This is a genomic window from Natronomonas sp., assembly GCF_046710025.1.
In the GTDB taxonomy this organism is placed as follows: Archaea; Halobacteriota; Halobacteria; order Halobacteriales; family Haloarculaceae; genus Natronomonas.
This window is the reverse complement of record NZ_JBKEGK010000220.1, coordinates 1-4263: the sequence shown is the minus strand read 5'-3', so window position 1 is coordinate 4263 and position 4263 is coordinate 1. Positions and strand designations below refer to the sequence as shown.

Below are 4263 nucleotides of genomic sequence, written 5' to 3'. Positions count from 1 at the left end.
TCGCCAAGCGACAGGTCCGTGAGTGCCGCGACCCGTTCGGGACGGTGGACGTGCTCCGGATCGAGGGGCTTGCCAACGGCCTGGACGCTCGCGACTGGGACGAGTAGGTCTGTCGAGTCCGGTACCCGCGGTTCGTCGTCGTCCGGAGCCTTGAATAAGCGGGTCCGCGCTCCGTCAGCTTTTATAAGTATCGTGTCGTCGGTGGACGCCGCGAGCGCGTCGATCGATTCGAGGTCGTACCCGAGGTATCGGTTTCGATCCCCGTCACGCTCCGGGACGATGCCGAGCGGTCGGGTATCGACCGTTCGGACGACACGCTCCGGGTCGGCAGCCACGTGTAACTCGGATACCTGCCCGTCAAAGAGCGGGATCCGGACCGTCGCGGTCACGACGGCGCTGTCGAGGGCCGCCGCGAGCGCGTACAGCGTTGATTTCTTGCCGCCCGCTCCGACGACGGAGACGACGTTCCCCGGCCCGAAGGCCTGCCGAAGGTCCATGTCGGACGGTTCCGACCGTGGTGTATAAATCTTGGTGCCCGAGGTTGGCGGATTCCGGACTACTGCTTCGCGTTCGGCGCGACGCTGAAATCGCGTACGGAGTGGAGGTCCTCGCCGATCCCTGCCCCCTCACAGTCGTCGTTGGGGCAGGCGTAGTGCCAGCCGTCTCGGGTCGCCGCCCGCTCGGCGAAGCGCTCGCCGCAGCGTTCACAGACGAGGCCCTCCGAGGAGCAAGTGTCGCGGTGGAGCTCGTATTGAAGTTCGTCGGTAAACGTCCGTTTGCAGGCCTTACACGTGTATGTCATATTCAAATCTCTACCGTCAACCCTCTTATAAGTACCCGTTCGTTCGTCGATTCGTGAGATGGTCGCAAACGTCCGATACTGTCGGCTGCGGTGTTAAAAGACGTATGGGGGTTCGGTCTACACCCCGACGCCGAGCGCGTATGGCCACGTGGTTCCGGCGACGGCGAGAAACGCCAGCGCGGCGCCGACGCCGTAGATGTTTTTGAGAAACGACGTCATCTCTTCTTGTTTTTCCTCACCCTCGGCGTTCCAGAAGTCGTGCATTGTGATCGCCGACACAAGGAGGAATAACGCGAGCGCGCCGGCCCCCAGTGCGGGGACGACCCCGACGACAAGCGAGACGCCGCCGAAGACGAGCAGGCCGCCGCTACCGAGAACCGAGAGCTTCGGGAACGGTATTCCTTTGAACGCCGCGTACTCGGCCATCCCCTCGACGCCGGTGAAGTGGTTGAGCCCGGTAAACGCCAATACGCCACCGAAGAGCACCCTGGCGAGCAGGAAGGCGATCTCGGCGCCCGACGTGGCGAACGTCATCGTTCCCCCATCTGAACGGTGAGTTCGGGTTCGGGTCGATCTGCGTCCGTTAGTAGTAACATCACACAAGTAGGTACGGATTCGAACTATTATATCAGTTTGGCAACACTGGGGATACCAGGTAACACTCGTGTTAGGCGGTTCGGCAGGTGGGTGCCGTCCCAGCGAGCGGGCGTGCCCACCTGAGAGCCAGCCGAACGGGCACCGACTGGAGAGGCACCGACCGGAGAAGCGCCCACCAGCGGATCGGGAGGTCCTTCCGAATCAAGATGTGACAACACACGGCAAGGACTTGGCCACCCGAACGTTTTATCGGCCGTCTCGCGGAACCACGCCCATGGACACGGCCGAGCGGACCGGACTGGTCACGCGGTTCACCGAGGAAGTCATCGAGGAATCCGAGATCGAGGCGCTGTTCGAGGAATCGGACGGGCCGACGGCGTACGTCGGCTACGCCCCGACCGGTGAGATGCACATCGGCCACTTCACCACGATGCGGAAGCTCGCCGACTTTCTTGAGGCCGGCATCAACGTGACGGTGCTCGTGGCCGACCTCCACGCGCACCTCGACGACGCCAAGAGCCCCTTCGAGCTTCTGGACGCCCGTTCGGAGTACTACCGGACCGCGATCGAGGCGATGATCGGCGCCGCCGGCGCGGATCCCTCGGGCGTCTCCTTCGTCCGGGGCACGGAGTTCCAACTCGAGGCCCCCTACACGATGGACCTCTACCGGATGCTCGCCGAGACGACGCTCTCACGCGCCCAGCGGGCCGGTAGCGAGGTTGTCAGACAGTCGGATAACCCCAAACTCGGCGGGCTCGTCTACACGCTCATGCAGGCGCTTGACGTTGCCGCCCTCGATGCCGACATTGCCTACGGCGGGATCGACCAGCGCGGAATCTACATGCTCGCCCGCGAGCAGCTTCCGTCACAGGGGTACGACAAGCCTGCCTGCGTGTTCGCACCGCTGCTGTCGGGGCTCTCGGGTGGGAAGATGTCCGCTTCCGAGGCCGGCTCGAAGATCAACCTCACCGACGACGACAATGCGGTCGAGGAGAAGATCGGGGGCGCCTACTGCCCCGCGGGCGAGGCCGAGGATAACGGCGTTCTAGAGTACCTCCGCTTTCTCGTCTTCCCAATTCTTGAGGAGCGCGGGCGATCGTTCGTCGTCGAACGACCCGAGGAGTACGGTGGCAACCTCACCTACGACGGCTACGACAGCCTCGAGTCGGATTTCGTCTCCGGCGAACTCCACCCTGCCGATCTCAAGCCTGCAGTGGCGACCGCAATCTCCGACGTGATCGACCCGGTACGGGAGCGCCTCTCCGAGGAGCCAGAACTCCTTGCCTCAGCGTACCCCGAGACCCACGGGTGACGTAGCGAGCGGACGTAGACGGTCTATCGGGTGACGGTATACTTTTTTGCGACTTATTTTGCGAATCACGATACATTTATTCATTTATGCGGACATTCTACGGCACGATGGTCGATATCGTCGGAGGCAGACGGTGTGTGGCCCGGTCAGTGAGTGGACGGCATACGACTCGATCAGCGAGCGAATGGCGCGTGGTCTGGCCGATGATGTCGCTGCAGTCAAACCGTGATCTGACGCCTATGACGGCGGCACCACCTCTTTGAGTATGCTACCGGATACCGCGTCAGCCGACGGGCTACGACACCTGATCGAACACATTCAGGATGCCATCGTCGCCTTCGAGTTGGTCGACGAGGATCCGATCGTTAGAGGCGTTAATAAAGCGTTTGTCGAGCAGTTCGGGTACCCGAGAGATGAGCTCCTCGGGACCGATCTGAACGAGCGTATCGTTCCGCCGTGGCGTTGCGAGGAGGCGTCGATGCTGGACCGACGGACCGCAGGCGGTGAGATAAATTATCAGCAGGTCCAGCGACAGACGGCCTCGGGGCTTCGGGAGTTTCTGTATCGGGGGATCCCCTACGCCGACGTCAAGAGCGTCGTCGACGGCTACGCGGTCTACACCGACCTGACGGAGACAACACAGCGCGAGCGCCAACTGAAGGTGTTGAACCGGCTTCTTCGGCACAACCTGCGCAACAAGGCGTCCGTGATCGGTGGCAACGTCGAGTTGTTGCTCTCGAAATCCGATCCGGACGACGCGGAAACCGAACGGGCCGCGATGGAGGCGAAGGAGGCCGCCGAGGAGCTGCGGGAGCTGAGCGACGAGGCGATGCAGATCAATCGCGTGCTGGACACCCGAGCCGCCAGCGCGACCACGGTTGATATCGTGCCGATCCTCCACAACGTGGTCGGGCGCTTTCGCGACCGCCACTCGTCGGCGAGCATCGAAACCGACATTCCCGAAGCGGCCTCGGTCGTCGTGACGACGGGGTTTCGGGGGGCGGTGGATGGACTGGTCGAGAACGCGATCGAACACAACCCCGTGTCCGATCCCCGAGTTGTCGTCCGGATCGAACCGGGGCCGGAGGGGGAGTGGCTCGATCTGACTGTCGCGGACGACGGGCCGCCCATTCCGCCGGCTGACCGCGAGGTGATCACCGGTGAGGCGGAAATCACGCAGACGCACCACGGCCGCGGACTCGGGCTGTGGCTCGTCAAGTGGACCGTCGAGCGCTCGGGGGGGCAGCTCTCTTTCGGGGAGAGCGACATCGGCGGGAACTGTGTCCGCCTGCGACTGCGGCGCTCGGAGGCACTCTCAACCCGGAGAAACGCCGACGGCGGACTGTAGCGTTCTCAGATCCCTTCGAGCCAGTCGTCGGCCCACGCCTCGATCTCGTCGAAGACGGGACACAGCGATCGTCCCTTCTCCGTGAGCGAGTAGTATGTTGCGACCGGGGCGTCTTCCTCTAGACGGCGCTCGACGAACCCCGTCTCTTGGAGGTCGTCGAGGACCCGAGAGAGCGTCCGGGAGTTCGCGTCCGTCGATCGTTTG

General features: G+C 63.3%; 6 protein-coding genes. 2 read left to right on the top strand and 4 right to left on the bottom strand.

Features of this window, described 5'->3' with window-relative positions:
* The 3 genes from yqeC to ACI944_RS12385 all read right to left on the bottom strand — a co-directional run.
* A partial coding sequence (gene yqeC, locus ACI944_RS12395) for a selenium cofactor biosynthesis protein YqeC (RefSeq protein WP_411719354.1) occupies positions 1 to 497 on the bottom strand: 497 nt, incomplete at its 3' end.
* 59 nt (positions 498 to 556) lie between these two features.
* Positions 557 to 802, bottom strand: a complete 246-nt coding sequence (locus ACI944_RS12390) for a transcriptional regulator (RefSeq protein ID WP_411719353.1) — start codon at positions 800 to 802, stop codon at positions 557 to 559.
* Positions 803 to 919: 117 nt separating this feature from the next.
* Complete coding sequence (locus tag ACI944_RS12385; protein WP_411719352.1) at positions 920 to 1336, bottom strand: DoxX family protein; 417 nt, start codon at positions 1334 to 1336, stop codon at positions 920 to 922.
* A gap of 337 nt (positions 1337 to 1673) precedes the next feature.
* Here ACI944_RS12385 and ACI944_RS12380 point away from each other — a divergent pair, with 337 nt between their 5' ends.
* Both ACI944_RS12380 and ACI944_RS12375 read left to right on the top strand, forming a co-directional pair.
* Positions 1674 to 2711 carry a tyrosine--tRNA ligase gene (locus ACI944_RS12380; RefSeq protein ID WP_411719351.1) on the top strand — a complete coding sequence of 346 codons (1038 nt, stop codon included), beginning with the start codon at positions 1674 to 1676 and terminating at the stop codon, positions 2709 to 2711.
* A 265-nt stretch (positions 2712 to 2976) separates the two neighbouring features.
* A complete protein-coding gene (locus tag ACI944_RS12375; RefSeq protein ID WP_411719350.1) occupies positions 2977 to 4059 on the top strand; it encodes a sensor histidine kinase in 1083 nt (360 codons plus the stop codon).
* A 5-nt stretch (positions 4060 to 4064) separates the two neighbouring features.
* On the opposite strand, the gene ACI944_RS12370 is transcribed toward ACI944_RS12375, so the two are convergent.
* The coding region (locus ACI944_RS12370) for a winged helix-turn-helix transcriptional regulator (protein ID WP_411719349.1) at positions 4065 to 4263 on the bottom strand (199 nt) is incomplete at its 5' end.